The organism is Halomonas sp. LBP4, assembly GCF_003202205.1.
Taxonomy (GTDB): Bacteria; Pseudomonadota; Gammaproteobacteria; order Pseudomonadales; family Halomonadaceae; genus Halomonas; species Halomonas flagellata.
On sequence record NZ_PDOG01000001.1, the window covers coordinates 855931 to 880932 of the forward strand.

The window sequence follows — 25002 nt, forward strand, 5'->3', positions numbered from 1 at the left end:
CGGTGCCGGCTCAAACCAGGGAATGGTACGCCATCTCCGCGACCCGGCACTCGCCGGCCGCGACCGCCAGGGCCTGCGGGTGCCCCGCCGGCTGGGCGAAGCTCAGCTGGGTGATGGCGAGCCGGCCGCCGTCGAGCAGCAGCTCCAGGGAACCGTCGTCCACCAGCCACTCCAGTTCGACGCGCCGGCCGGCCAGGCGACCGACCGCCTGGTCGTGGGGGAAGTGGGTGTCGAATTCGTCATCCCCGTTCTGGCCCCGGCGCCGATGATGCACCGCGACCCCGGCCTCGTCGGCGACCAGCTCCAGCGCCTGGTGCCCACCCTGCTGAAGATCCAGCGATACGCTCGCCCCGGCGGTGAGCTCCAGCACCATCCACCCATGGGCGCTCCGGGCCCCGCCTTCGAGCAGCACATGGCGACCGACAGCCAGCGGCCGTTCCGGCGTGGCGACCTTAGCCGCTTCTGCGGCCCGCGCCCGCCACTCGCCGGCGAAGGCCTGGCGCAGCCGCACGCCCTCGGGGGTCGCTGCGAGCGACACTTCCCGGGGGAAGCTCATGGCGCCCCGCCACCCCGCCTCGGGGATGCGATTGGCGTAGAGCCAGTTGTTCATCCAGGCGATGGCCAGGCGCCGGCCGTCCTCGGCGGGCACGTCCGACCAGCTCTGCACGGCGTAGAAGTCGCGCCCCTCGTCCATCAGCAGCACGGTCTCGGCCGGATGGTCGTTGTGGAAGCACTCGCCGTCGAAGTGGCCGACGAAGTACTGGGTGAAGGAGCCGAAGGCGTCCTGCTCACCGGCCCCCACGCCCACCACCAGCACCCAGCGCGTCGCCGGCTCACCTTCCGCCGCGCCCTCCACGGGCAGCTCGAAGAGATCCGGACACTCCCAGGGACCGTCGGTATGGCGCCCCTGCCCGTCGCCGAACTCGCTGGCCAGGCGCCAGTCGAGGAGGTTGTCGGAGAGATAGAAGCGGATGACCTGGCCGCAGGCCAACGCCATCACCCAGCGCCGGCTGGGCGCGTGCCAGACCACCTTGGGGTCGCGGAAGTCCTTGAAGCCGGGGCCGGCGATGATCGGATTGCCCGCATGCTTCTGCCAGCTGCGCCCACGGTCGCGGCTGTAGGCCAGGCACTGCTCCTGGACATAGTCGTCGGGATCCTCGGACGCCACCCGATGCACGGTATAGAAGGCCAGCAGCCCCGGCTCGCCGTCGAACAGGCCGCTGGTGTCGTGCCGGTCGACGATGGCGCTGCCCGAGAAGCACATGCCCTGCTCGTCCGGCACCAGCGCCGGCGGCAAGTGCTCCCAACTCACCAGGTCGCGGCTCACCGCATGCCCCCAGTGCATGGGGCCCCAGACGCGGTCATGGGGATGGTACTGGTAGAAGAGGTGGTACTCGCCGTCGAAGTGGACGAGGCCATTGGGGTCGTTCATCCAGCCCTGGGGCGGGGTGAAGTGCAAGGCTGGCCGCCGCACGCTCGGCGGGGTGTCGACTACGGTCGTCATGATCGGTCCTTGTCGATGGGGCATCGCACGCGCGATGCGGTATGGGTCGTGTCTCCGCCCGCCAGGAAAGACAACGTTGTCTTTCCTGGCGAGAGCAATAAGGGCTATTGAAGCGGCCGCTCAGGCGGTGGCCGCCTCTCAGGCGGTGGCCGCCTGGCCCGGTTCCTCGTCCTTGAGTTCCCCGGGCACCTTGTGCGGGCTGATGTTGCGCCCGTCACCATCGAACAGCTGGCATATCTGCCGGGAAAAGCTGACCCGACGGTGGTCCTTCGGCTGGATATCGCTCAAGCCACCGACCTGCAGGGTGATGGCGTCCCCTCCGATATGGCGGGCATAGACGAAGGTACTGCCACCGAGATGCTCGACCACCTCAACATCGATGGCCAGGCGGATATCGGCCCTGTCATGTTCGAGGATATGTTCGGGACGGATGCCCAGGGTCACGCGATCGCCGCTGCGCAGCCCCGTGGCATCGGCAGGCATGTCGATGCGTTCATCGCCCGGCAGTTCGAGCCTCAACCGGTCATCGGCCACGTCAAGCACCCGGCACTCGAAGAAGTTCATGCGCGGCGAGCCGATGAAGCCCGCCACGAACTCGTTGACCGGGTTGAGATAGAGTTCCAGGGGGCTGCCCACCTGCTCGATACGACCATCGCGCAGCACCACGATCTTGTCGGCCATGGTCATCGCCTCGACCTGGTCGTGGGTGACATAGACCATGGTGTTGCCCAGGGCGGCGTGCAGCTTGGCGATCTCCACGCGCATCTGCACGCGCAGTTCCGCATCCAGGTTGGAGAGCGGCTCGTCGAACAGGAAGACCTTGGGATTGCGCACGATGGTACGGCCGATCGCCACCCGCTGGCGCTGGCCGCCGGAGAGCGCCTTGGGCCGACGCTCCAGCAACGGTTCCAGCTTGAGGATGGCGGCGGCCTCCTCGACGCGCCGGTCGATCTCGGCCTTGTCGAACTTGGCCATGCGCAGCCCGAAGCCCATGTTCTCGCGCACCGTCATGTGCGGGTAGAGCGCATAGGACTGGAAGACCATGGCCACGCCGCGCTGGGCCGCGGGCAGGTGAGCGACGCTCTCGCCGCCGATGCGGATGTCGCCCTCGCTGAGTTCTTCCAGCCCGGCGATCAGCCGCAGCAGGGTAGACTTGCCGCACCCCGAGGGGCCGACGAAGACCACGAACTCGCCATGAGTGACATCCAGGTCGATGCCGTGGATGGTCTGCACCTCGCCGAAGCGCTTGACGACGCCTTCGAGTTGTAGATCTGCCATCTCGTTTCTCCTCGTGTCGTGGGCCGTCTCGCCTCACGACAGCTGATGTTCGTATGAATGTTGGCCGGCTCAGCCCTTGATCCCGGCGCCTGCCAGGCTGCGCACGAAACGCTTCTGGAAGATCATGAACACCACCAGCACCGGCAGGGTGATGAAGGAGGCGTAGGCGAAGATCTCGCCCCACTTGGTCTCGCGGCCGAAGAAGATCTGGATGCCCGGCATCACGGGACGCGCCGCCTCGCTCTGGACCGCCATGATCGGCCACAGGTACTGGTTCCACATCACCATGAAGTGGAGGATCGCCACGGTGGCGAAGACCGGCCCCGACATGGGCACGATGATGTGGCGGTAGATCTGGAAGGGGCTGGCCCCATCCAGCTTGGCGGCCTCGTCGAAGTCCTTGGGGATGTCACGGAAGAACTGGTAGAAGAGGAAGATGAAGAAGGCGTTGGCCACGAAGGGCAGCATCTGCACGTGCCGGGTGTTCATCCAGGACCCCTCGAGCACCAGCCTCCCCTCTTCCCAGCCCAGCGAGGGCAGCTGGGAGACCAGCAGCAGCATCGGTACCACCACCGCCTCCAGCGGGATGATCATCAGGGCGATCACCGCCGAGAGGATCAGCTTCTGGCCCCGCCATTCCAGCCGCGACAGCGAGAAGGCCAGCAGGCTGTTGACGAAGAGTCCCATGACGACAGTGCCGCCGGTGATCAGCAGGGAGTTGAGGAAGTAGTGGCCGATCCGGCTCTTGTCGAAGACGCCCTGGTAGTTGTCCAGGGTCAGCTCGCCCACCGGCAGGATCGCTCGCAGCGAGTAGAGGTCGGTGAAGATCGCCGACTCCGGCTTGAAGGAAGAGACGATCATGAACAGCAGCGGGAACAGGAAGAGGTAACCCAGCCCCGCCAGCACCAGGTACCATCCCAGGGTCTTGAGTCGCTTGTTGGCGGTCATGTCACTTCGCCTCCCGGGCGTCGAAGAATTTCTTCTGCAGCAGGGCGATCAGCAGGATCACCAGGAAGAACACCACGCTGATGGCCGAGCCATAGGCGATGTCCTGCTCGCGGAAGCCCTTGGCGACGGCGTGGAACATCACCGTGGAGGTGGAACCCTGGGGACCGCCACCGGTCATCACGTCCACCTGGGTGAACAGCCCGAAGGCCTGCACCGTGGTGCTGAGGATCACGAATACCATGGTGTTGCGCAGCCCCGGCAGGGTGATGTGCCAGAACTGGCTCCAGCGCCCGGCCCCGTCGAGTTCCGCCGCCTCGTAGAGGTCCTGGGAGATGCCCTGCAGCCCCGCCAGGAAGATCAGCATCTGCACCCCGCAGGCCTGCCAGGCCGACATGATGACGATCGACGGCATCGCCCAATCGGAATCGCCCAGCCAGTCGATGGGCCCCACCAGGCCGAAGGTCAGCGCCTGCAGGTAGTGGTTGAGCACGCCGACGTCGCGGTGGTAAAGGAAGGTCCAGACGATGGACACCACCACGATGGAGGTCACCACCGGCGAGAAGAAGATCGCCCGGAAGACACTGATGCCGCGCAGTTGCCGGTTGATCAGCAGCGCCAGCCCCAGGGCCAGGCCGCACTGCAAGGGCACCACCAGCATCACGAACAGCAGGGTGTTGAGGAACGACTGGATGAAGCGCGGGTCCTTGGCCAGCAGCACATAGCGCTTCTCCCCCCACTGCCAGCTCGTGAACTCCCGATACTCGCGGTAGGCCGGGTCGCCGCGCAGCACCGTGCGCAGCGACGGGAACTCCGGTTCGCCCCCGGCATCGCGCACCACCTCGCCCAGGTCGCTGCGCTCGGCCTCCTGGACCAGCCAGTCGACGCTCAGCAGGCGCTCGTAGTTCCGCAGGCCCACCCATTCGGCCGCATTGGGCGAGAGCAGCCGCTGGTCGGTGAACGACATGCCCACCGCCATCAGGAAGGGCAGCACCAGGAACATGAACAACCCCAGCAGCGCCGGAAAGCTCAGCAGATAGCCGTAGCGTCGTTCCCGGCGCCTGGCCTGCCGGAAGTCGGTCGCCCTGCCCGCCCCGGCGGCGTCTGCCGACAGCCCGACGGATTTCGTCTCATTGATGCTCGAGTGCATCGCGCATCCTCCTCTCGATGCGGGCCCCGGAGACGCAGCGTCCCCGAGGACCCCCTCTTCATTCGTGGAAGCCATAGTCCCGATTGTCGGCAATATCGCGCTCGATGGTGTCTACCGTCTCATCCAGCGACTCCTGCACGTCACGACCGTCGCGGCGGCAACAGATAATCCAACAGACAACGTTGTCATCGGCGTGCCGGCGAGCCAAACGGGGGCGGGATTCTTCATGAGGTTCACCTTTGTTATTCAGAGAAGGTGGTTATCGTAGTGAGGACATCCATGGGGACGGCGTCACCGGCCGCCAGGCGCGGTCGGTGACCGCAAGAACTACTCGTCCATGCCGTAGCCGTGGTTGTCGGCGATATTGCGCTCGATGGCGTCCACCGCCTCGTCCAGGGCGGCCTGGACATCGCCGCCGTCGCGGATGTCCCGGGCCGCGCGTTCGAAGACGCTGGAGATGATCGGATAGGCCGGCGTCTCGGGACGCAATTGGGCACGGGCCTCGGAGTAGTCATAGAAGAAGCGCCACTGTCCGCCTTCGCGATAGTGCTCGGTCAGCGCCGCCCCCGCCTCGGAGGCCGGGATCATGCCGGCCCCTTCGGACATGGCGGCGATCTCCTCGGGCTGCAGCTGGAATTCGATGAACTCGGCCGCCCCTTCGGGTGACTGGCAGGCGGTGGTGATCCCGGTATGCCAGGAACCGCCGCCGATCACCGAGCCATGACCGAAGTCCGGCACCGGCATCACCACCAGATCATCCCCCCACTCGTCCGGATAGGCCGACGGCTCCAGGAAGCCATAGTTGACCGCCACCCGCCCCTGGACGAAGCCTCGGTCATCGCTGGGGTTGCGGTCCACATAGCCCTCTTCGAACAGGGACTGGAAGAAGTCGCCCCAGGCCACGGCCTCCTCGCCATTGAGCACGCCCTCGGCATAGAGGTAATTGCTGCGGTCGATCTGATCGCCGCCGAAGCTCGACAGCCAGGGACCGAAGGCGTAGGAGTACCACTCGCCGCTCCATCCCGCCTGCAGATCCAGCGGGTAGAGGAAGTCACCGCTCGCCTTGAGGGTCTCCAGCGCATCGAGGAACTCCGCCTTGCTCCAGGGCTCGTCGAGGGTGGCGATACGGATGTCGTGTTCCTCGAGGACCGAGCGCCGCGACAGCAGCGAGAGCGCCACCTCGTACTGGCCGGCCGAATAGATCCGACCGTCGTAGGTTCCCTTGGCGGTATCGATCAGGCCATCCAGGGCCGCCTGGTCCACCAGGCCGTCCAGGGGCTGCAGGAACCCCGCCCAGGCGAAGTTAGGCGCCACCGGCTGGTCGATATAGAGCAGGCAAGGCAGGTCTCCCGCCACGGCGGCGGAGGTCACCGTCTCGGTATAGGAGCCTTCGGGAATCATGCTCATCTCCACCCGCCAGCGCTCCTGGGACCGGTTGAAACGCTCGACCGCCGCCTTGCTGACCTCGATCTCGGCGATGTTGCCGGTCTCGTGGCGCCAGAGCTCAAGGGTCTGGGGGGCCGCCATGGCCATGGGCGCGGCCAGGGCCATGGCGGAAGACAACGTTGTCATTCTGATGCTGAACTGCTGGGCGTGCTTCGTAACTTTCATGGTAGTGACTCCTGGTTGAGATTGCTTGTTGTTGTCAGAGGCCGTCGGTGACGGCCGACTCGGAGAGCGAGGGATGGCTCGGCATCCCGGCGACCCGGTGCGACTGCCGTTCGACCCGTACGAAAGGCAACCGCACGATGCCCGGCTCCTGTGGCCCGGCCAGCAGGCAGTGCATGGCCTGCTGGCCCATCTCCAGGTGGGGCAACCGCATGGTGGTCAATCCCGGCGTCAGGAAGGTGGAGATCGGCCGCTGGTCATCGAAGCTGGCCACGGCCAGGTCGCGACCCACGCACAGTCCCCTGCAGGCCAGGGCCAGGTAGAGCTGCATCGCCGTGCTGTCCTGGCCACACAGGATCGCCGTGGGCCGCGGCGAACTCGCCAGCAGAGCATCGATCGCCCCCTCCACCGTGGAGCGTTCATCACCGTCCGGGGCTCCCACCAGAGCGGGTTGAATGAGCGCCTCGTCCACCCCGATACCGGCCTCCTCCAGGACCTGCCGGTATCCGGCGAGACGCAGAGCAGCCGCCGCCAGCCTGGGGTTGAGCCCCAGGTAGGCGATGCGTCGATGCCCCTGGTCCAGCAGCAGGCGGGTCGCTTCGCGCGCCGCCCGCTGCTCGTCGGGGAGGAAAGTAGGCACCTTGCCCCCCGGCGCGAAACCGTTAGCCAGCACCGAGGGCACCATGCCCATTTCCCTGGGCAGTTCGACTTCCCGGTGGTAGTCGCAGGCGTAGAGCAGCCCTTCCACCCGGCGCTCCAGCAGCATGTCCAGGGCCCGCTGGCGATGGCAGAAGCCGGCATCACGATCGATGTTGACGACCATCAGGACCTTGTCGTGGGCATCGGCCACCTGCTGGGCACCGCGCAGGATGTCACCGGCGTGCGGCTGGGTGGTGACCCGGTCGGAGATGAAGCCGATCACCCCCGAGCGCTGGCTGCGCATGGTGCGCGCCGCACTGTTGGGGCGATAGCCCAGCTCCCCGATGGCCTTCAGCACCTTGCCGCGGGTCTCCTCACGAACGGCGGGGTCGTCATTGATCACCCGCGATACCGTCTTGAAGGAGGTTCCCGCCAGGCGAGCCACGTCCTTGATCGAGACCACATCGATACCCTCTCGGCGCTCTGATGGTGCGCCAAACGACAACGTTGTCGCAACTCTAGAGGATGGATGACAACCTTGTCATTACGACTTTGGTCTAGGGACGGCTTTCAGAGGGCGATATTCCAGCGTCCTGACCCGGCACTCGCCGGCCGCGACCGCCAGGGCCTGCGGGTGCCCCGCCGGCTGGGCGAAGCTCAGCTGGGTGATGGCGAGCCGGCCGCCGTCGAGCAGCAGCTCCAGCGAGCCGTCGTCCACCAGCCACTCCAGTTCGACGCCCCGGCCCGCTGTCGCTGGACGCCCTGGCCGCGGGCGTGGCACGCCTGCTCGCTCCTCCTTTGCCTGCCGCCGGTGAGGCCTCGGCCCTGACCTACCGGCTGCTGGCGACCCTGGTGGACGGCGCCCGGGCCGGGGCGCTGGAGCACGCTGCCGGCCCGCCGGCCGGGGTAGCCAAGGCACTAGAGCATATTCAGGCGGCGCTCCACGCCGAGCCCCCCGATGCCGAGCGCCTGGCCGAGCTGGACGTGCCGGCCCTGGCCCGGATCGCCGACCTCAGTCGTGCCCACTTCAGTCGCCGCTTCAGCCGGGCGGTAGGCATGGCGCCGGGGGAATACCTGATGCAGGAGCGCATGCGTCGGGCCGCCGAGCTGCTCGCCCGCCGTGACGCCTCGGTGAAGGCAGTAGCCCTGTCGCTGGGATTCTACGACCCCAACTACTTCGCCAAGGCGTTCCGCCGCGCCTTCGGTCTCTCGCCCCGGGAGTTCCGCTCCAGCGGCATGTACCTCGATATCCGCCGCCATGGGGACGGCGGCTAAGCGCCGCGTCCCGGCACCTCTCGATCACCCGACTGAGATTGCCCTGGCTCGATATCGCCCCGAACTTGCCAAAATGTCTGACATTTAATAGGCTATCCTCATCGTCACTAGTAAGGAGCGCGTCCCCATGACCCTGGATGGCCTGCCCCACCACGGCGGCGGCGCCGAGGAGCTGGCCCGGCTGCTGGCCCGGGCCCTGCTCGCCGGCCGCTGGCAGCCCGGCGACGCCTTCCCTCGCGAGCTGGATCTCTGCGCCCATTTCGCGGTGAGCCGCAACCAGGTGCGCAATGCGCTGGCCAGCCTCACCGCCACCGGCCTGATCGAGCGCACCGCCGGCCGCGGCACGGTGGTCCGGGCCGTCGTCGACTGGCATCTGCTCGATCCACTGATGAGCGAATGGATGGTGGGACTCGCCGACCCCGACCCCCAGCTGGTACGCGAGATCTTCGCCTTCCGCTACTCGGCGGAGCCGGTGGTGGCCAGGCTCGCCACCGAGGCCGCCGAGGCCGCGGACCTCGAGCGCCTGGAGGCCGCCTTCCAGGGCATGACCCGTACCGCTGGCGAGCCCGAGGCGCGCGGCCTGCACGCCGAGTACGACGTGGCCTTCCACGACGCCATCTACCTGGCCAGCCACAACCTGGTATGGCGCCAGATGGGCCACCTGCTGCGCCCCTCGATCATCGCCCTGATCCAGAGCTCCCAGGCGCACGTCCACCAGGAGCACGAGAGCCTGGACGACAGCCTGGCGCGCCACGGCCGGGTGCTGGAGGCGATCCGCCGTCGCGACCCGGCCGCCGCCGAGCACGCCGCCCGCGAGGTGCTGCGGCGCACCGCCATCGACCTGGGCATCGTCGACGCGCCGGCCGAATCCACACACTGACCCCGAGGAATCCCCATGAAGATCACCCGACTCAAGACCTGGCAGGTGCCGCCGCGCTGGCTGTTCCTCAAGATCGAGACCGATGAGGGCTGCTACGGCTGGGGCGAGCCGGTCATCGAGGGCCGCGCCGCCACCGTGGAGGCCGCCGTCCATGAACTGGCCGACTACCTGGTCGGCCAGGACCCGCACCGCATCGAGCACCTGTGGAACACGATGTACCGCGCCGGCTTCTACCGCGGCGGCCCCATCCTGATGAGCGCCATCGCCGGCATCGACCAGGCGCTGTGGGACCTCAAGGGCCGCGACCTGGGGGTGCCGGTGCACCAGCTGCTGGGCGGTACGGTGCGCGACAGGATGCGCATGTACGCCTGGACCGGCGGCGACCGCCCCAGCGAGGTGGGCGCCGGCGCCAGGGCCCTGGTCGAGCAGGGCTTCACCGCCTTCAAGATGAACGGCACCGCCGAGCTTGCGATCGTCGACTCGCACCGCAAGATCGACGAGGCGGTGGCCCGGGTGGCCGAGGCCCGCGACGCCGTGGGCCCCGACGTGGGCATCGGCATCGACTTCCACGGCCGGGTGCACCGCCCCATGGCCAAGGCGCTGCTGCGCGAGCTGGAGCCCTTCCACCCGATGTTCGTCGAGGAGCCGGTGGCCCCCGAGCATTTGCCCTGCCTCAAGCAGATCGCCGGCGGGCTCGGCTATCCGCTGGCCACCGGCGAGCGGCTGCACACCCGCTTCGAATTCCGCGACCTGCTGGCCGACGGCATGATCGACATCGTCCAGCCCGACCTCTCCCACTGCGGCGGCATCAGCGAGGGGCTGAAGATCGCCGCCCTGGCCTCGGCCCATGACGTGGCGCTGGCCCCCCACTGCCCGCTCGGCCCGCTGACGCTGGCCACCTCATTGCACCTGGATGCGGTCTCCCACAACGCCTTCATCCAGGAGCAGAGCATGGGCATCCACTACAACCGCGACAACGACGTGCTCGACTACCTGGTGGACAAGTCGGCGCTGACCATCGAGGACGGCTTCTGCGCCATCCCCCAGGGGCCGGGACTGGGCGTGGAGATCGACGAGGCCTTCGTCGAGGAGCGGGCCAAGGTGGGCCATCGCTGGCGAAATCCGGTATGGACGCATGAAGACGGTTCCATCGCCGAATGGTAAGGGAGGCAGACATGAACGCAACCATCGCCGCGCGCCTGGCCTGGGTCGGCGTGGACTGGGGCTCCAGCAACCTGCGCGCCTGGGCCATGGCGGACGATGGGCAGGTGCTGGCCCACGCCGGCAGCGAGCGCGGCATGCTCTCCCTGGCCCCTGCCGAGTACGAGGCCGAGCTACTGCGGGTGATCGGCAATTGGCTGCCCGCCACGGGGCGCGTGCCGGTGCGGGTGTGCGGCATGGCCGGCGCCCGCCAGGGCTGGCGGGAGGCCGCCTACCTGCCGGTGCCGACCCGGCTGGACGGCCTGGCCCGTGGTGCGGTCACGCCTCCCGTCAGTGATCCTCGCCTGGAGATCTCGCTGCTGCCGGGGCTCTGCCAGCACCCCGACGACTCCGGACGGACCTTCGATGTGATGCGCGGCGAGGAAACCCAGCTGGCCGGCCTGGCGGCCCGCGAGCCCGGCTTCTCCGGGACGGTCTGTCTGCCCGGCACCCACGCCAAGTGGGCGCGTCTGGAAGGCGGCGAACTGTGCCGCTTCGAGACCTTTCTCACCGGCGAGCTCTATCGACTGCTGGCCAGTCACTCGGTACTGGCGCACTCGCTTGGCGATGACGACCCGACCCATCCCGCAAGCCGCGAGGCCTTCGTCGACGCCGTGCGCGACGCCGTGGCCGCCCCCCAGGCCTTCAGCGCCCGGCTGTTCGGTATCCGCGCCCAGGACCTGCTCGATGCTCGGTTGCCAGCGGGGGAAGCGCGGCGCGCTCGGCTGGCCGCGCGCCTCTCGGGGCTGGTGATCGGCCTGGAACTGTCCGAAGCCTGTCGCGAATTGCCGCGCGACAGCGTCGTGACCCTGATCGGCAACGCGGCGCTGTGCGCCCGCTACGCTCTGGCCCTGGAGGCCCTGGGATACGCAAGCCGGCACCTGGACGGCGAGACCGCGGTACTGGCCGGCCTGGGGCTGGCCCATGCCGCCCTGTCCGGCTGATGCTTACCAAGGAGATTCCTGCATGACCCTGCCCCTGATCGGTATCCTGCGCGGCGTCACCCCCGAGGAGGCGGTGGCGGTTGGCGAAGCGGTACTCGCCGCCGGCATCACCACCCTCGAGGTGCCACTCAACTCCCCTGCCCCCCTGGAGAGCATTCGCCGCCTGACCAAGGCCCTGGGCGACCGCGCCCTGGTGGGGGCCGGCACCGTGCTGACCCCGGCCCAGGTGCGCGACGTCCAGGCCGCCGGCGGTCAACTGATCGTCTCGCCCAACTGCCGGCCGGCGGTGATCGAGGAGACCCGCCGCCTGGCGATGGCCAGCTGGCCCGGGGTGGTCACGCCGTCGGAGGCCTTCGACGCCCTGGACGCCGGCGCCACCGGCCTCAAGCTGTTTCCCGCGGTGCAGGTGGGGCTCGAGGGAATGAAGGCGGTGCGCGCCGTGCTGCCTGCCGGCACCCTGCTCTATGCCGTGGGCGGCATCGGCGTGGACAACTTCGCCGCCTGGCGCGCCGCCGGTGTCGACGGTGCCGGCCTGGGCGGCGCCCTCTACCAGCCCGGCCAGTCCCCCGAGCGGGTGGGCGAACAGGCCCGGGAACTCGTTGCGGCCTGGCGGGCCGCGGGAGGCGAGGCATGAGCCTGCCGACCTGGACGGCCAGCCTGGCCGTGGACAGCCGCTGCGAACTGGGCGAAGGGCCCCAGTGGCACGCCGCCATGGGCCGCCTCTACTGGTGCGATATCCTCAATGCCCGGCTGCACTGGCTGGAGGTGGCCTCCGGCGCCACCGGGCACCATGAGCTCGACCATAGGGTCTCGCTGGCCGCCCCGCTCGAGGACGGCGGCCTGCTGCTGGTGGGCGAGGACCGATTGAGTCGTCTCGACCCGACGACCGAGCATATCGAGCGCTGCTGCAACTTCGAGGCCGATAACGCCGTCACCCGCAGCAACGACGCCCGCGTCGACCGCCACGGCAGCCTGTGGCTCTCCAGCATGGGCAAGGCCGCCGAGCCCGGCGCCGGCAGCCTCTACCGCCTGCATCGCGGTGAGCTGGTCAAGCTGCGCTCGGGCCTGACCATCCCCAACGCCCTCTGCTTCTCCCCCGGCGGTGAGTTCGCCTGGTTCACCGACACCCCGACCGGGGTAGTGATGCGCTGGGCCCTCGATTACCAGGGCTGGCCGGTGGGCGACCCGGCGCCCTGGGCCGACTTCTCGGCCCACGCCGGCAATCCCGACGGCGCCGTGGTGGATAGCGAGGGCCACCTGTGGCTCGCCCTGTGGGGCGCCGGCAGGATCGTCCGCCTGGACCACGACGGCCGCGTGGTCGGCGAGGTGTGCCTACCGGTCTCCCAGCCCTCGTGCCCCGCCTTCGCCGGCCCCCAACTCGACCGGCTCTATATCAGCACCGCTCGGGAGCACCTCACCGCCATCGAGCTGGCCGGGCAGCCCCTGGCCGGCGGACTGTTCGTGGCCGAGGTGGGCGTCCGCGGCCTCGCCGAGCCGCCTCTGCGACTCGCGTAACCTTCTCTCTAGGCACCGAAAACGCTCACTCCGAGGCAGGCGGGCGTTCCTTCATAGGGCCAGTGCCTCTGCGAGCCGCCCGGTTCTCCCGAGCTCTTCACTCATTACACTAGACATTAGTCGTAGACAAAGACCCCGTTTGAGATGAGCAGAAATATCAGATACAAAGATGGAGGTGCAGGTCAGTGCCCGCCGTTAGGCTATTCAAGGCGTCTCGCTTCAGCCCATGCACGGTCGAGAGGCGAGCTCGGCCCTGGGATCGATGCCACTGAGGGGTTAGGCATATTCCGTAAATTTACGTCGGAGGATTTGCAAGACCCGTCGTAAACGATTACTTTTGGCGACGGCATCGAACTGAAAAACCAGAACAACTTTTTTACAAAGTTAGCGTAAAATCATGAACCTGCTAAGCATCACCGAGCTTCCACTTCACTTCCTTCGCAGCCTGCCCTGGCAGCCTGCCATGCATGATTGTTTGTAAAGTTTACTAGATAGCAGACTCACAACTTTCCGGAGTCGCCGCTTCGTCTTGCCCCGGCAGTGCGAAGCACAGGGAACGGCGTCTCCCCAAGAACGGGGCAGGCAACAGTGAGGTTCCTCCTCGTGGCAACGGGGTCTTGGCCCCAACAAAAACCACCTGGATCAAGAGAGAAGAACGAAGATGACTTTTACTTTCAAGAGCAACGCAACCCGACACACCCTCACGCTGGTTCCCGTGGCGGCCGCCCTCGCCCTGGCCGGTCCGGCGCTGGCCCAAACCAATGACACCTCCCTGTCCTTCGACGCCAATGTCGAGATCGATACCGATGTGCTGGGCGGCAAGCAGCGCACAACCAATTACGACATGGGCGGCCGCCTGGAGTTTAACCTCTTCGGCGAGCATCGCGTGGGCGACCACTTCGTGCGGGGCCGTGGCACCGCCCTGCTGCTGAAGGATGGTGATACCGCCACCGACGACATGTGGGGCATGGTGGGCAGTGAGCGGTGGGATGTGCAGATCGGCCGCTTCGAGGGCTTCGACCTCTTCCCCAAGGGCAAGGACACCATCCTCGAGCATGCGGGAGATGTCGAGGTCTTCGAGGCCAACGGCGCCCGCGGCCGCGCCGATGATGGCGGCCAGTTCGCCGCGCATTTCCACCCCACTGACGCACTCTCCTTCGAGCTGGGCACCATCTACGCGGAAGGCGACAAAACCAAGGCCTTCACCGGTGTGCGTCCGGCCGTGTTCTATGCCGGCTCCGGCTTCTCCGTCACCGCCGGCCTCGAGCACGTCAAGTTCGACGAAGAAACGAACGGGGTTACTACGGAAGCTGTCGACCATAACGGCGCTGGCCTGAACCTCGCCCTCGACGTGGTCGATGCCCGGGTCAACCTCAACGCTGCCTACAAGGACGACAACCTGGACAACGATGTCGACGATGTCCTCACCCTGGGCGCCAACGTCATCTATGGCCCCTTCGGCGTCGGTTATATCCACTCCCGCGAGGACGACTCCAGCGACTCCGACCCGCATGTCAACAGCCTCTATGCTGCCTATACGGTGCCGTTCTTCGCCCTGGAGAATGCCAACGTGACGTTCGCGGCCACCTCCTCATACACCAATAGCGCCGGCGGTAATGACGAGCTGCACGGCGGCCGCGTTCGCTTCTTCTACGCCTTCTGAGCGCCATGACATCGCCCAGGGAAGGGCGGTGGCTTACTGATTCGATCCTCCCCCGCTCCCCCTGGGTCGCGGGGGTTTTGCTTGCCCGCCGTGAGCTCGGGAGTCAATCGTTGACGATCATGACCCCCGGCGAAGCGGTCAGGCCGTGCTGGTAAAGATTCTCGGTGTATACCCGGTTGAACTCGCCGATCAGCTCTGCCGGGCGCTCGCCGTCGATCTCGCGCTGGTAATCGCTCGTCGACTTTTCAGACAAGCCGAATCCCCATGGTGCAGCCCTTGCAACACTGGAAGCGGACCCTGTCGGCCCTGTCCGCAGGCAAAAAAAACCCGGCCAGAGGACCGGGGGGGAAAGGACAGCGACCGGCTGTCGAGAGAGCACATGAAACCTCGGGATGGACCAGGCGCCTCAGTGGTGGAAGCGGGTGGCCGCCTCGCGGGCGAGTTGGCGGATACCGCTCCAGTCTTCGGCCTCGACCAGCGACTTCGGGGTCAACCAGGACCCCCCCACGCACATCACGCTCTTGAGCGCCAGGTAGTCCTCGGCGTTGTCCAGGTTGATGCCACCGGTGGGACAGAAGCGCGCATCGGGCAGCGGGCCGGCGAAGGCCTTGAGCGCCTTGACGCCGCCGCTGGCCTCGGCGGGGAAGAACTTGAAACGGCGGTAGCCGTACTGCCAGCCGGTCATCAACTCTGAGACGGTGGCCACGCCGGGCAGCATCGGCACCGGGCTGGTGACCCCGTAGCGGTAGAGCGCCTCGGTGGTGCCGGGGGTGACGATGAAGTCGGCGCCCACCTCCTCGGCCTGGCGGTACTGGGCCGGGGTGAGCACGGTGCCCACGCCGATGCTGGCCTGGGGCAGCGCCTCGTTGATGCGCTTGATCGCCTCCAGGGCACAGTCGGTGCGCAGGGTGATCTCCAGCACGGTCAGGCCGCCGTCGTAGAGGGCACGGGCCAGGGGCACGGCGTCCTCGACGCGCTGGATGGCGATGACCGGGATCACCTCGGCCTTGAGGCAGATGCTGTCCAGTTCGGTGGTGCGGGTCGAGGGCAGCTGCTTGTCGATGCTCATGATGTCACTCCGGAATTCAGGGGGCCCAGTAGGTCGCCAGCGGGCAGGAAAGAAAGGCGCGAATCGGCAGCTCGCGGCTGTCGTCGCCGGCCAGGGCCCGGGCCAGCACGGCGCGCTTGTCGCCGCCGCTGATGTGCAGCACGTGGCGCCGCGCCTGGTGCAGGCGGTCGGCACTCAGGGTGATGCGCGGCTGTGGCTGGCTGGGCGTGCGCACCGCCACCGCCGCGGCGTCGGTGGCCAGCGCCAGGGCGAGCTCCTGGCTGTCGGGAAACAGCGAGGCGGTATGGCCATCGCCGCCCATGCCCAGGATCACCACGCTGGCCGGCCAGGCCAAGCCTTCGACCCGCTCGGCCACCGTGGCGGCGCCCTGCTCGGGGGTGGGGTCGGCGGTGGTCAGCGGCACGAAGGTGGCCGCCGCCGCCGGGCCCTTCAGCAGGTGCTCGCGCACCAGGCGGGCGTTGCTGTCAGCCGCGTCCTCGGCCACCCAGCGCTCGTCGGCGAGTGTCACCTGGACGCGCTCCCAGGGCAGTTCGCGGGCCGCCAGGGCCTCGAAGAAGGGTACCGGCGTGGAACCGCCGGAGACCACCAGCAGGGCTCGCTCCTGTGTCGCCAGGTCCTGCCGCAGGGCCTCGGCCACCGCCTCGGCGAGTTGGGCGGCGAGTCGTTCGCGGGAAGCGTCACTCATCTCAGTAATCCTCGTACCAGCTGCAGCCATCCTGGGTGATCATGGCGGTCTTGAGAGAGTCGCCACCGGTCCCCGGGGCCGGTCGCTGTTCCTTAGTAGTCTTCATACCAGCTGCGGCCATCCTGGGTGATCATGGCGATGGAGGCCACCGGCCCCCAGGAGCCGGCCGGGTAGCGGCGCGGCAGCTCGTTACGGTCCTCCCAGGCGGCAATCAGGCTATCGCACCAGCGCCAGGCGTGCTCGACCTCGTCACGACGCACGAAGAGGTACTGCTGCCCCTTCATGACCTCGAGCAGCAGGCGCTCGTAGGCATCGGGGATCCGCGTCTTGGGGAAGGCGCTGTTGAAGTCCAGGTGCAGGGGGCCGCGGCGCAGGCGCATGCCCTTATCCAGGCCGCTGTCCTTGGTCAGCACCTCGAGCGCGATACCCTCCTCCGGCTGCAGGCGGATCACCAGCTTGTTGGCCGCCAGGCCGCGCTGGTCGGGGTCGAAGATGTAGTGGGGCTGCTGGCGGAAGTGGATAACGATCTGCGACAGCTTCTCGGGCATGCGCTTGCCGGTGCGCAGGTAGAAGGGCACGCCGGCCCAGCGCCAGTTGGCCACGCCGGTCTTCATGGCCACGAAGGACTCGGTGTGGCTCTCGGTGTTGGCGCCCTCCTCTTCGAGGTAGCCGGGCACGGCCTGGCCGTCGATGGTGCCGGCCACGTACTGGCCGCGCACCACGTCGCGACCGAGCATGTCGTCGGTGAACGGCTTGAGCGCCTTGAGCACCTTGACCTTCTCATCGCGGATGGCGTCGGCATCGAGGTTGGCCGGCGGGTCCATGGCGATCAGGCAGACCAGCTGCAGCAGGTGGTTCTGCACCATGTCGCGCAGCTGGCCGGCGTCGTCGAAGTAGCCCCAGCGCCCCTCGATGCCCACCTGCTCGGCTACGGTGATCTCCACGTGGGAGATGTGGTTCTGGTTCCACTGGGTGCCGAACAGCGGGTTGGCGAAGCGCAGGGCGATCAGGTTCTGGACCGTCTCCTTGCCCAGGTAGTGATCGATGCGGTAGATGCGCGACTCGGGGAAGACGGCGCCGATGGCGTCGTTGATCTCGGCCGACGACTCGAGGTCGTGGCCGATGGGCTTCTCCACCACCACCCGACTCGCCTCGTCGAGGCTGCCACTGGCCTCGAGATGGCGGCAGATGTCGCCGTAGATCTTCGCCGCCACCGAGAGGTAGACCACCATGGGGCGGCCGGCGTCCTGGCGCCACTCGCGGATGGCGGCATAGCCCTCGGGCTGGGTGAAGTCGAGCTGGATGAAGTCGAGCCTCGCCAGGAAGCGTTTCAGCGACGCGCGATCGAGCTCCTCGGCCTTGACGCGAGTCCTCAATGACTCCTCCACCCGGGCCTTGAAGCCATCGACATCGAGCTCCTGGCGCGCCAGGCCGAGCAGGCGGGTGCGCTCGTCGAGCAGCCCTTCGCGGTCGAGCTGGTAGAGCGCCGGAAACAGCTTGCGCTGCGACAGGTCGCCGAGCGCGCCGAACAGCGCCAGGTCGATGTCCGTCCTGGCCGCCTGGCCGGACCGGGTGTGATGACTCATGTCAGCCCCCATCTGGTTAACTTAACAAAAAAATAGCGCATCACAGGGCAAAAAGGCAACTTTTTTCTGTAAACTTACAAAACAAATCGCTTCGACGTGCGCCCCGTTGGCCCAACGGGGCGCACCACGCTAGGATAGTCAGCATAATGTAGTTAAATGACTACATCACCCACTCCGGCTTCAATCCTGTCGCGCCAGCGGCGCCCCGCGTCATGGAGACCCTCCCCCATCATGGCCAGTCACGACCTGCTTGATCGCATTCGCCTACGGCTCGAGGAACTCAACCGCTCCGAGCGCAAGGTCGCCGACGTCATCCTCGCCGACCCCGGCTCCGCCACCAGCATGAGTATCGCCACCCTGGCACAGGCCGCCTCGGTAAGCGAGCCCACGGTCAACCGTTTCTGTCGCAGCTTCGATGCCAAGGGCTACCCGGACTTCAAGATCAAGTTAGCCCAGAGCCTGGCCGGCGGCACGCCCTACGTGAGCCGGGCGGTGGAACCCGGCGACGGTGCCGCCGACTACACCCAGAAGATCTTCGGGGCGACCATCGCCGCGCTGGACGAGGCCCGCCGCCAGGCCGACCCGGTCCGCATCGAACGGGTGGTCGACTACCTGATCCAGGCCAAGCAGATCCACTTCTTCGGGCTCGGTGCTTCGGGGGCGGTGGCCCAGGACGCCCAGCACAAGTTCTTCCGCTTCAACCTGCCGGTCACCTCCTACGTGGATGTCCTGATGCAGCGCATGGTGGCCGCCGCCTGCCATACCGGCGACGTGGTGGTGGTGATCTCCTGGACGGGCCGCACCCGGGAGCTGGTCGACATCGCTCGCCTGGCCCGCGAGAGTGGCGCCGTGGTGCTCGGCATCACCGCGCCGGGCTCGCCGCTGGCGCGGGAGTGCACCGAGACCCTGGAGGTCACCACCCCCGAGGATACCGACTATTATATGCCGATGACCTCACGCATGATCCAGCTGGCACTGGTCGACGTCCTGGCCACCGGCGTCACCCTGCGCCGCGGCGAGGACTTCCTCTCCCACCTGAAGAAGATCAAGGACAGCCTGCAGGAGACGCGCTACCCGGCCCACGACCGGCACTGACCCCGGCCGCCCCCCTGCACGGGAGGGGGCGGCAGTGGCGGCGAAGGCGTCAGCCGGCGAAGGCAGCGTAGATAATGGCCACCAGCACCACCAGGACGACACCGGCGGGCAGCGCCCCCTTCCAGGGCGCCAGGTCGACCTCTCCACTGTCCTCGTGAACCCAGGGCGTGGCGAGCGGACGCAGCCGGCCGATGAGCAGCATCAGCGCCACCAGCAGCACGAAGACCGCCGCCACGAAGTGAAATTCATGCATGACCAGCGGCAGCTTGTCGAACGGCGGTACGAAATATCCGGCGGCGATCAGCAGGCAGCCGCCCACCAGCGCGACCTTGGCCGCCATGGGCGGCACGCGGCGGGTCAGCAGGCCGACGATCACCACCGCCAGGATGGGGATGAAGTAGATGGCGTTCATCTTCTGCAGGTAGCCGAAGAGACTCTCCTGGCCGGCCAGCAGCGGCGCGATGGTCATGGTGACGACGGCCATGATCCAGCCGAACACCTTGCCCGACTTCACCACCTGCTCGTCGGTGGCGTCCTTCTTCAACACCCCCTTATAGATGCCGAGGCTGAAGATGGTGGTGGTGCTGTTGAGCGCCGAGTTGAACGACGACAGGATGGCACCGACCATCACCGCGGCGAAGAAGCCGGTGAGATAGGGCGGCAGCACATCGAACACCAGGTGGCCATAGGCCTCATCGGCCCGCACGCCCTGGTCGGCGTAGAGGTGGTAGGCGATGATCCCCGGCAACACCAGGTAGAGCGGCCCCAGCAGCTTGAAGAAGCCGGTCAGCAGCACGCCCTTCTGCCCCTCGGCCAGGGTCCTGGCAGCGAAGGTGCGCTGGATGATCTGTTGGTTCGTGGTCCAGTAGAAGAGGTTGATCAGGAAGACGCCGGTGAAGAGGGTGAAGAAGGGCACCTGCTGGTCGGCCCCGCCGATGGAGTTGAGCTTGTCCGGGTCGCTCGCCTTGAGGATGTTCCACCCCTCCAACACGCCGCCGTCGCTACTCACCGCCTGCAGGCCGAAGTAGACGATCACGAAGCCGCCAATCAGCAGGCCGACGCCGTTCAGGGTATCGGAGACCGCAACGGTGCGCAGACCGCCGAAGAGCGCGTAGATGGCGCCGATGATGCCGACGAGCCACACCGTCAGCCACAGCAACACGGTGGGCGATTGGATGCCGGTGAGCCCCTGGAGGTCGAGCATGCCCTGCAGCCCCATGGCGCCGGAATAGAGGATGATCGGCAGCAGGATCACCGCATAGGCGATCAGGAAGATCACGTTGGTGATCAACTGGGTACCGGCATCGAAACGGATCGCCAGCAGCTGCGGGAGGGTCGCGATGCCGCTCTTCAGGAAGCGGGGCAGGAAGAAGAGTGCCAGGGCCACCAGAGCGATGACCGCCACCACCTCCCAGGCCATCACGCTCAGGCCGTCGCTGAAGGCGGCCCCGTTGAGCCCCACCATCTGCTCGGTGGAGAGGTTGGTCATCAGCAGCGAGCCGGCGATCAGCGGGAAGGTCAGGGTCCGGCCGGCGAGGAAATAGCCGCGGGTACTCTCGTGGTCGTCGCGGCGGGTCAGGCGCCAGGTGATGAAGGCGACCAGTCCCGTGAAGAACAGGAAGGACAGCAGGGTGAGAGCATGCATGGAGATCTCGCTCCGGTGATCGGCGTGGATGTCACGGCCCGAGCCACGGGCCGCAGGAAATGTCAGATATTAAGAGCGTGCGTCATTTTAGATAGATGACTCGATTCCTGAATGCGACTTTAGTCGAACATTTGGCAGTATATTTCGGAATATTGCATACATACCCTCGCCGACGGGCAGGCCATGATGTCACTCTGCCACCCCTGGATCTGCCGGAGGCTACCAGGCGACTGGCCACAGGGGGGGGCTGAACCAATAAGGTGTCTTTGCCAGCCGACCCTGCCGGTGGTTCGACACCGCGACGATTGGCGCCGCCAGACACCCGAGTCGATACCTGATAGCTCAGGTGCTGCACTTGATCATTGACGGGTCATGGAATGGAAGGAGCCCGGTGGTACCAGCAGTTCGATGCCTTGACATTAGCGCCTCAGACATCCGAAATGCATTGCCATGGATTGGGTAGCACCACCATCGCACTACTCTGCTATGAACAAACAATGGCACAAAAAAAACCAGGCTATGCCTGGCTAGATCACTCAATGTCTACCACGATATCCTTGCCTCATCTCCCTATATCCTGGCGACACTCCATGCGTGCCGTCAGATAGCATCCATGCGCGTCGTCAAATAGTAGCGCTGGGACCCTCTTTGCGTTCCACTGAGAAATTTCCCACTCACCTCCAGCATATAGAAGCCGGGATTCAGCGCTTGATCGAGCGTGAAACGCCCGCCTAGACGGCTGCCCCTGGCGATGATGTTGTCGTTTTCATCGTACAGGGTTCCACGCAGAATGACTTTATTGGGACTCGTTGCCGACCAGAGATGCGTGCGCACCTGCATCCGCGTCGGCTCCTCGATATCGAAGACATAGCGATCGATACCCATGATACGCTGATGCTGCGATGGGCCCTCTGGGAGTGGAAGCACCCCGTCGCGCTCGGCCACGACGCTGATGGGATCGAGGGTGACAGCCCCATTAGCATTCTCATTGGCCACAACGTTTCCCATTCCGCCCAGCAGCAGTGCTGTGACCAGCGCGACACCTTTTCCTGAAATAGTCATCGTCGCTCTCCTTCCATTAGCCTGATCGTCATACCGTTGACCCGGCAATCAGGCTGAGTGATATATCGTTGTTTCTTGCATTTTTGTAGAAGAGATGCCCGATTACTTACACGGCACATCAAGGCCTATAGACCGATTCACTATATCCATATCCATACTTTTTCCGCCCCCATGCGAAGGGCCACGGCTGCGTCAGCGGTTCGCCTTCAGACCATGGCGTCGCAGGTGCCCGGAAGCGTTGTCATGGCTCGTCCACGGCGCCCTGCCGAGCAGTTGCTGGATCGATCGGCCGGGGCGCCGAGCACCAGGCAGGCTGCGTGCCACCCTCGGCGCCTGCATGGTGTTTGCCAACGAGGGGCTCCGTCAGTGCTGGGCACGATCAGCCCATCTCGTCGCCTTTCGACGCCGGCAGCCCCGTGGCAGACCACCAGGCCTCCCCGGGTAAGACGCGCAACCTTCCCGTATGCCTGTTGGATTTACGTCATGGTGTGCCATTCCGAGGCACCACCCTCGGGAACAGCGCCAGTCCGGCGCTGCGCGCCCTGCCTGGCGCACCAAGAAAAAGCCAGGCTATGCCTGGCTAAATCACTCAATGTCTACCAAGGCTTCCTCGCCTCATCTCCCTATATCCTGGCGTCACTCCATGCGAACTGTCAGATAGCATCCATGCGGGTCGTCAGATAGTAGCGCTGGGATCCTCCTTGTGTTCCACTGAGAAACTGCCCTTTCACGTCCAACGCATAATAGCCGGGCTCCAGCGTTCTATCGAACGCAAAACGTCCGCCCATAGAACGCCCTTCGGCGACGACATTATCATTTTCATCGTACAGGGTTCCGCGCAGAACCACGTTATTGGGACTCGTTGCCGCCCAGAGATGCGTGCGCACCTCCATCCGCGTCGGCTCCTCGATATCGAAGACATAGCGATCGATATCCATGATACGCTGATGCTCCGATGGGCCCTCTGGGAGTGGGAGCACCCCCTCGCGCTCGGCCACGACGCTGATGGGATCGAGGGTGACAGCCCCATTGGCATTCTCATTGGCCACTACGTCTCCCATTCCACCCAGCAGCAGTACTGTGACCAGGGCGGCACCTCTTCCTGAAATAGTCATCGTCGTTCTCCTTCCATTAACCCGATCGTCATGCCTTTGACCCGGCGATCAGGATGAGTGATGTATCGTTGCTTCTTGCATCTTTGTAGAAGAGACGCCCGATTACTTACACGGCATATCAAGGCCTGTAGTCCGATTCTCCATATCCACACTTTGCCGCCCCCATGTGAAGGGCCACGGTTGTGTCAGCGGTTCGCCGCCTTGACCATGGCGCCGCAGGCGCCCGGAAGTGTAGCCATGGCTCGTCCAATGGCGTAGTGTCGTGAGGGGCAACTCGCCGCTTCTGCTGGAATAGCAGGCTGTCAGCCGGTTGCACTCTCTCGCCCTGATGGGAGCAGTGGCATTCGGCGTGGAGGCGGGCCTGCCAGTGATCTGGCAGGGTCGGGACGGGGCCCCGCCGAGCGGGTGCTGGTCGATCGGCCGGGGGAGCCGAGCACCTTACGCTTGTCTGAAGAATCGGCGAGCGATGGCCAGACAAAGCTTAACAGCGCCAGTCAGACGTACCAAAAAAATGCCAGGCTATGCCTGGCTAAATCACTCATTGTCTAGCGAGATTTCCCATACCGCCATATCCTGGCGTCAATTCACAGGAGTCGTCGGAGTCGTCAGATAGTAGCGCTGGCCTCCTCCTTGCGATCCATCGAGAAATTCCCCTTCCACCTCCAGCGCATAGTGGCCGGGCTGCAGCCTTTCATCGAACGTAAAGCGTCCGCCGACAGGTTCCCCTACGGTGACGAGCTCATTGTTTTCATCGTACAGAGTTCCACGCAGCTTTACTTTATTGGGACTCGTTGCCGTCCAGAGATGCGTACGCACCTGCATCCGCGTCGGCTCCTCGATCTCGAAGACATAGCGAACGACACCCAAGACACGCTCGTGATCCGACCGACCTTCTTCGATCCGGAGTGGGATTATTCTCATGTCTTCGGCCTCGGCGATAACGCTGATAGGCTCGAGGGTGACAGCCTCATCATCTTGCGCGACAGCAGTGGCCACAAGGCCGCCCATTCCACCCAGCAGCAGCGCTGTGACGAGTACGGCACCTTTTCCTGCAATAGTCATCGTCGTTCTCCTTGCCATTAACCTGATCGCCATGCCTTTGGCCCGACGTTCAGGATGAGTGATTCAATAAATCCCTTACATAGGTTAGCATCACTCAGCACGGCATGCAGACTTGCTGTGTAGTGCGGACCAGAAGGATTCCAGCCCCCACTGCCAACCGAATCGGCGAGCCGCCCTGAAGAACTGGCAGTATGTCGTCCTCCTCTCACCTGGCGTAAATGCGTATTGCCTGGCTCAAGCGGAAGCGAGTCACCTGTCGATACGGCTGAAGCCTGCACTCAAGTCACACATATCGTTATCCTTGCATCTTTGTAGTAGAGATGCCTGAGTCCTTACACTCAAGGCGTGCAGACCGATTTGCTATATGCTTATACAAACTAATCCATTGAAGAAATCAATAACTTGAAAATTATAGGCGGTTACGGAACATCGCCCGCGGCAACACGAAAACGGCAAGCTCCATGCTCTTTGCCGAGATCGGTAGCCGATCCAGGCCACTGCGCCCGACATGGGGCAGCGCCATCCAGGCCTCCCCGTCGCGGCAATGCAGCCCTGTCTCGACAGGCTGAGCTCATGTCGGCGGTAACGCAGGTGCTGACTGGGCCACCAGCGACGACGAGAAGTGCTCCAGCACGCCCAATTGCAACCGCAGCCCGCTCCCTCGGGCATTCCCGGATCGGGACTCGAGGATGCCTCCAGGCTTGGATCAGTAGCTGTATTCGCCGAAGACCAGGGCCGTGACGGTGATCTCGACCTTCAGCTCGTCGGCGGGCATGGGGGCACAGACACAGGTACGTGCCGGGGCGTGGCCGGTGGGCACCCAGTCGTCCCACACCGCGTTCATGGCGGCGAAGTCGTGGCCATCCTTGAGGTAGATCGTCGCCGTCAGCAGATGCTCGCGGTCGGATCCGATCTCGGCCAGCAGCGCATCGACACGCGCCAGCATGCTCTCGGTCTGCTCGGTGATGTCGCCATGGCGCGCCTCGGGGCCGGCCACCTGGCCGCACAGGTAGGCGATACCGTTGTGGATCACGGCGCGGCTCATGCGCGCCTTGGTGTCATGCCGAACGATCGTCATGTTT

At 65.7% G+C, this 25002-nt stretch carries 24 protein-coding genes; 8 read left to right on the plus strand and 16 right to left on the minus strand.

Annotation, left to right across the window (positions count from 1 at the left end):
* Nucleotides 1-10: 10 nt before the first annotated feature.
* The 7 genes from CR157_RS03985 to CR157_RS22175 all read right to left on the minus strand — a co-directional run bounded on the left by CR157_RS03985 (nt 11) and on the right by CR157_RS22175 (nt 7905).
* A complete protein-coding gene (locus CR157_RS03985; protein WP_110282220.1) occupies nt 11-1504 on the minus strand; it encodes a glycoside hydrolase family 32 protein in 1494 nt (497 codons plus the stop codon).
* 138 nt (nt 1505-1642) lie between these two features.
* Nucleotides 1643-2782 carry an ABC transporter ATP-binding protein gene (locus CR157_RS03990; RefSeq protein ID WP_110282221.1) on the minus strand — a complete coding sequence of 380 codons (1140 nt, stop codon included), beginning with the start codon at nt 2780-2782 and terminating at the stop codon, nt 1643-1645.
* A 69-nt stretch (nt 2783-2851) separates the two neighbouring features.
* Nucleotides 2852-3730: a carbohydrate ABC transporter permease gene (locus tag CR157_RS03995; protein ID WP_110282222.1), complete on the minus strand. Its 879-nt coding sequence runs from the start codon at nt 3728-3730 to the stop codon at nt 2852-2854.
* A 1-nt stretch (nt 3731) separates the two neighbouring features.
* Nucleotides 3732-4877: a carbohydrate ABC transporter permease gene (locus CR157_RS04000; protein ID WP_110282223.1), complete on the minus strand. Its 1146-nt coding sequence runs from the start codon at nt 4875-4877 to the stop codon at nt 3732-3734.
* A gap of 327 nt (nt 4878-5204) precedes the next feature.
* A complete protein-coding gene (locus tag CR157_RS04010) occupies nt 5205-6488 on the minus strand; it encodes an extracellular solute-binding protein (RefSeq protein ID WP_110282225.1) in 1284 nt (427 codons plus the stop codon).
* A gap of 34 nt (nt 6489-6522) precedes the next feature.
* The gene (locus tag CR157_RS04015; protein ID WP_181421947.1) at nt 6523-7587 is read right to left on the minus strand and encodes a LacI family DNA-binding transcriptional regulator; all 1065 of its coding nucleotides are present in this window, start codon (nt 7585-7587) and stop codon (nt 6523-6525) included.
* 81 nt (nt 7588-7668) lie between these two features.
* Nucleotides 7669-7905, minus strand: a complete 237-nt coding sequence (locus CR157_RS22175; protein ID WP_146218650.1) for a hypothetical protein — start codon at nt 7903-7905, stop codon at nt 7669-7671.
* Here CR157_RS22175 and CR157_RS04020 point away from each other — a divergent pair.
* The 7 genes from CR157_RS04020 (at nt 7899) to CR157_RS04050 (ending at nt 14601) form a co-directional block, all read left to right on the plus strand.
* Nucleotides 7899-8399 (plus strand): helix-turn-helix transcriptional regulator, encoded by a 501-nt coding sequence (locus tag CR157_RS04020; RefSeq protein ID WP_110282227.1) that lies wholly within the window; start codon nt 7899-7901, stop codon nt 8397-8399. The genes CR157_RS22175 and CR157_RS04020 overlap by 7 nt on opposite strands.
* A gap of 127 nt (nt 8400-8526) precedes the next feature.
* Nucleotides 8527-9279: a FadR/GntR family transcriptional regulator gene (locus tag CR157_RS04025; RefSeq protein WP_110282228.1), complete on the plus strand. Its 753-nt coding sequence runs from the start codon at nt 8527-8529 to the stop codon at nt 9277-9279.
* Nucleotides 9280-9294: 15 nt separating this feature from the next.
* On the plus strand, nt 9295-10443 hold the full coding sequence (gene dgoD, locus CR157_RS04030) for a galactonate dehydratase (protein WP_110282229.1): 1149 nt from the start codon (nt 9295-9297) through the stop codon (nt 10441-10443).
* 11 nt (nt 10444-10454) lie between these two features.
* Nucleotides 10455-11423, plus strand: a complete 969-nt coding sequence (locus CR157_RS04035; protein WP_110282230.1) for a 2-dehydro-3-deoxygalactonokinase — start codon at nt 10455-10457, stop codon at nt 11421-11423.
* A 22-nt stretch (nt 11424-11445) separates the two neighbouring features.
* Nucleotides 11446-12057: a 2-dehydro-3-deoxy-6-phosphogalactonate aldolase gene (locus CR157_RS04040; protein ID WP_110282231.1), complete on the plus strand. Its 612-nt coding sequence runs from the start codon at nt 11446-11448 to the stop codon at nt 12055-12057.
* A complete protein-coding gene (locus CR157_RS04045; protein ID WP_110282232.1) occupies nt 12054-12938 on the plus strand; it encodes an SMP-30/gluconolactonase/LRE family protein in 885 nt (294 codons plus the stop codon). The genes CR157_RS04040 and CR157_RS04045 overlap by 4 nt, the downstream gene beginning before the upstream one ends.
* Before the next feature lie 661 nt (nt 12939-13599).
* Complete coding sequence (locus tag CR157_RS04050) at nt 13600-14601, plus strand: carbohydrate porin (protein ID WP_110282233.1); 1002 nt, start codon at nt 13600-13602, stop codon at nt 14599-14601.
* A gap of 103 nt (nt 14602-14704) precedes the next feature.
* Here the strand turns inward: CR157_RS04050 and CR157_RS22475 are convergent, their stop codons facing one another.
* The 4 genes from CR157_RS22475 to zwf form a co-directional block, all read right to left on the minus strand.
* Nucleotides 14705-14854 carry a hypothetical protein gene (locus tag CR157_RS22475; RefSeq protein WP_181421948.1) on the minus strand — a complete coding sequence of 50 codons (150 nt, stop codon included), beginning with the start codon at nt 14852-14854 and terminating at the stop codon, nt 14705-14707.
* Between the two features lie 153 nt (nt 14855-15007).
* On the minus strand, nt 15008-15670 hold the full coding sequence (locus CR157_RS04055; protein WP_110282234.1) for a bifunctional 4-hydroxy-2-oxoglutarate aldolase/2-dehydro-3-deoxy-phosphogluconate aldolase: 663 nt from the start codon (nt 15668-15670) through the stop codon (nt 15008-15010).
* 16 nt (nt 15671-15686) lie between these two features.
* The gene (gene pgl / locus CR157_RS04060; RefSeq protein ID WP_110282235.1) at nt 15687-16355 is read right to left on the minus strand and encodes a 6-phosphogluconolactonase; all 669 of its coding nucleotides are present in this window, start codon (nt 16353-16355) and stop codon (nt 15687-15689) included.
* Between the two features lie 92 nt (nt 16356-16447).
* Nucleotides 16448-17941: a glucose-6-phosphate dehydrogenase gene (gene zwf / locus CR157_RS04065; protein WP_110282236.1), complete on the minus strand. Its 1494-nt coding sequence runs from the start codon at nt 17939-17941 to the stop codon at nt 16448-16450.
* Between the two features lie 231 nt (nt 17942-18172).
* Between zwf and CR157_RS04070 the strand changes: the two genes are divergently transcribed.
* Complete coding sequence (locus CR157_RS04070; RefSeq protein ID WP_110282237.1) at nt 18173-19036, plus strand: MurR/RpiR family transcriptional regulator; 864 nt, start codon at nt 18173-18175, stop codon at nt 19034-19036.
* Nucleotides 19037-19085: 49 nt separating this feature from the next.
* On the opposite strand, the gene CR157_RS04075 is transcribed toward CR157_RS04070, so the two are convergent.
* The 5 genes from CR157_RS04075 to CR157_RS04095 all read right to left on the minus strand — a co-directional run bounded on the left by CR157_RS04075 (nt 19086) and on the right by CR157_RS04095 (nt 24998).
* Complete coding sequence (locus tag CR157_RS04075; protein ID WP_110282238.1) at nt 19086-20681, minus strand: solute:sodium symporter family transporter; 1596 nt, start codon at nt 20679-20681, stop codon at nt 19086-19088.
* Nucleotides 20682-21281: 600 nt separating this feature from the next.
* Entirely contained in the window at nt 21282-21743 is a 462-nt protein-coding gene (locus CR157_RS04080) for a hypothetical protein (RefSeq protein WP_110282239.1), read from the minus strand.
* Between the two features lie 653 nt (nt 21744-22396).
* Nucleotides 22397-22858, minus strand: a complete 462-nt coding sequence (locus CR157_RS04085) for a hypothetical protein (protein WP_110282240.1) — start codon at nt 22856-22858, stop codon at nt 22397-22399.
* A gap of 579 nt (nt 22859-23437) precedes the next feature.
* On the minus strand, nt 23438-23920 hold the full coding sequence (locus CR157_RS04090; RefSeq protein ID WP_110282241.1) for a hypothetical protein: 483 nt from the start codon (nt 23918-23920) through the stop codon (nt 23438-23440).
* Between the two features lie 706 nt (nt 23921-24626).
* Nucleotides 24627-24998 carry a RidA family protein gene (locus CR157_RS04095; RefSeq protein ID WP_110282242.1) on the minus strand — a complete coding sequence of 124 codons (372 nt, stop codon included), beginning with the start codon at nt 24996-24998 and terminating at the stop codon, nt 24627-24629.
* Between the last annotated feature and the right edge of the window lie 4 nt (nt 24999-25002).

Coding starts and splice junctions, on each gene's coding strand:
- CR157_RS03985 (WP_110282220.1), bottom strand. CDS start 1,504: ATGACGACCGTAGTCGACACCCCGCCGAGCGTGCGGCGGCCAGCCTTG.
- CR157_RS03990 (WP_110282221.1), bottom strand. CDS start 2,782: ATGGCAGATCTACAACTCGAAGGCGTCGTCAAGCGCTTCGGCGAGGTG.
- CR157_RS03995 (WP_110282222.1), bottom strand. CDS start 3,730: ATGACCGCCAACAAGCGACTCAAGACCCTGGGATGGTACCTGGTGCTG.
- CR157_RS04000 (WP_110282223.1), bottom strand. CDS start 4,877: ATGCACTCGAGCATCAATGAGACGAAATCCGTCGGGCTGTCGGCAGAC.
- CR157_RS04010 (WP_110282225.1), bottom strand. CDS start 6,488: ATGAAAGTTACGAAGCACGCCCAGCAGTTCAGCATCAGAATGACAACG.
- CR157_RS04025 (WP_110282228.1), top strand. CDS start 8,527: ATGACCCTGGATGGCCTGCCCCACCACGGCGGCGGCGCCGAGGAGCTG.
- dgoD (WP_110282229.1), top strand. CDS start 9,295: ATGAAGATCACCCGACTCAAGACCTGGCAGGTGCCGCCGCGCTGGCTG.
- CR157_RS04035 (WP_110282230.1), top strand. CDS start 10,455: ATGAACGCAACCATCGCCGCGCGCCTGGCCTGGGTCGGCGTGGACTGG.
- CR157_RS04040 (WP_110282231.1), top strand. CDS start 11,446: ATGACCCTGCCCCTGATCGGTATCCTGCGCGGCGTCACCCCCGAGGAG.
- CR157_RS04045 (WP_110282232.1), top strand. CDS start 12,054: ATGAGCCTGCCGACCTGGACGGCCAGCCTGGCCGTGGACAGCCGCTGC.
- CR157_RS04050 (WP_110282233.1), top strand. CDS start 13,600: ATGACTTTTACTTTCAAGAGCAACGCAACCCGACACACCCTCACGCTG.
- CR157_RS04055 (WP_110282234.1), bottom strand. CDS start 15,670: ATGAGCATCGACAAGCAGCTGCCCTCGACCCGCACCACCGAACTGGAC.
- pgl (WP_110282235.1), bottom strand. CDS start 16,355: ATGAGTGACGCTTCCCGCGAACGACTCGCCGCCCAACTCGCCGAGGCG.
- zwf (WP_110282236.1), bottom strand. CDS start 17,941: ATGAGTCATCACACCCGGTCCGGCCAGGCGGCCAGGACGGACATCGAC.
- CR157_RS04070 (WP_110282237.1), top strand. CDS start 18,173: ATGGCCAGTCACGACCTGCTTGATCGCATTCGCCTACGGCTCGAGGAA.
- CR157_RS04075 (WP_110282238.1), bottom strand. CDS start 20,681: ATGCATGCTCTCACCCTGCTGTCCTTCCTGTTCTTCACGGGACTGGTC.
- CR157_RS04080 (WP_110282239.1), bottom strand. CDS start 21,743: ATGACTATTTCAGGAAAAGGTGTCGCGCTGGTCACAGCACTGCTGCTG.
- CR157_RS04085 (WP_110282240.1), bottom strand. CDS start 22,858: ATGACTATTTCAGGAAGAGGTGCCGCCCTGGTCACAGTACTGCTGCTG.
- CR157_RS04090 (WP_110282241.1), bottom strand. CDS start 23,920: ATGACTATTGCAGGAAAAGGTGCCGTACTCGTCACAGCGCTGCTGCTG.
- CR157_RS04095 (WP_110282242.1), bottom strand. CDS start 24,998: ATGACGATCGTTCGGCATGACACCAAGGCGCGCATGAGCCGCGCCGTG.